The 1,387-nt window shown below is 39.2% G+C and carries 2 protein-coding genes; both read left to right on the top strand.

The window, feature by feature from the left end; translation table 11 throughout:
* Positions 1-99: transposase (locus PX482_RS17100; RefSeq protein ID WP_130758492.1), on the top strand; the 99-nt coding region annotated here is incomplete at its 5' end.
* Positions 100-333: 234 nt separating this feature from the next.
* The gene (locus tag PX482_RS17105) at positions 334-990 is read left to right on the top strand and encodes an SGNH/GDSL hydrolase family protein (protein ID WP_002758338.1); all 657 of its coding nucleotides are present in this window, start codon (positions 334-336) and stop codon (positions 988-990) included.
* Positions 991-1,387: the final 397 nt, after the last annotated feature.

The raw sequence follows: 1,387 nt of genomic DNA on the forward strand, positions 1-1,387 counted from the left end.
AACAATAAACTTAAACTAATAAAACGGAGAGGCTATGGCTTTAGAAACTTTCGGAATTTTTGGGTTAGAAGTATGTTATCTTGGCATCTTGTATGTTGATTTAGCATAAAGGGTAACGAAGAGCCGAGATTGTTTGCAGTAAGCTAATCTGGCTAACAGGCTTTTGGGCGTGATATGGGGAAAAGTTCTGGCGATTGCGCCTAAATGGAGTGTTATACAGAAAGTTGAACCATATCGTTGCCTCAGAGAGTTTTATGCAGAAAGTTGACCTATAATATGTAGTTATGTCGCATTGCTTCTTTGCGCAAGTGGAAAATTTTGAGGTATAGATTTATGACCCACATCGTCTTGCTCGGCGACAGCATATTTGATAATGCTCCTTATGTGGATGTTGAAGAAGATGTTATCCATTACCTTAAGCGCAAAATACCTTTAGGATGGAAAGCCACTTTACTCGCTATTGATGGTTCTATTACCACGGATCTCCATGCTCAAGTTCAGAAGCTACCTAAAGACTCAACTCACTTGTTTTTGAGTGTTGGGGGAAATGATGCTTTACGCAACATCGACTATCTATCTCAGAGGGCACAATCTGTTGCAGAAGTAATAATTAAATTTTCAAGGCTGGTCGGAGATTTTCGTGCTAACTATGTAAGTGCAATCAAAGAGCTACTGGAAAAACAGTTGCCAATAACAATTTGCACCATCTACGAGCCAAGATTTGAGCAGTCAGAATACCAAAGCATAGCGACAACTGCACTCACATTTTGGAATGATGTGATAATTCAAACAGCAATAGCCTATAAACTACCAATTATTGATCTGCGCCAAATCTTTACCAGTACATCTGATTACGCTAATCCGATTGAGCCATCTGCAATTGGTGCAGATAAATTAAGCAGCTACATTCTAGAAATAGTACAAAACCATAACGTTACTCAACTACATACAATCATCTATGGAAACTCCAAAGACTCTCGACAAAAGTGAATTGCCCTGAATGGCACTTCAAGATAGATCGACAATCTGTCGTTTGGTTCATTTCGGTGGGCAAGTCAATTTCTTCTTTGGCAATAGCGGTTCTACGATAGACCACTCTTCATTCGTCAAACTACTTGAGTACATTTTGGCTTACTCCAAAGTATCGATTTTCGGGGATAACTAGACGGTGGCGCCTTCACTGACGGGGTTCAGACCAAAGTATTGCCGTTAAACAGGCTACAGACTCTCTTCCCTGCAACCTATAGTGGACAAGGTTTTCGCTTCACCTTTTCAGCCTAGCATCTACATTAGAACTCTTGCAAATTAATTATATGTTATAATGATGGGTTAACTAATTTTCCCCAAAAAATTAGTTAATCAGTACATTTGTCCTGAATGAAAACTT

The sequence above is a fragment of the Microcystis sp. M53602_WE12 genome (genome assembly GCF_030065455.1).
Classification (GTDB): domain Bacteria; phylum Cyanobacteriota; class Cyanobacteriia; order Cyanobacteriales; family Microcystaceae; genus Microcystis; species Microcystis aeruginosa.

Excerpts from the sequence above, each read along its gene's own strand:
- PX482_RS17105 (WP_002758338.1), top strand. The coding sequence starts at position 334 with ATGACCCACATCGTCTTGCTCGGCGACAGCATATTTGATAATGCTCCT.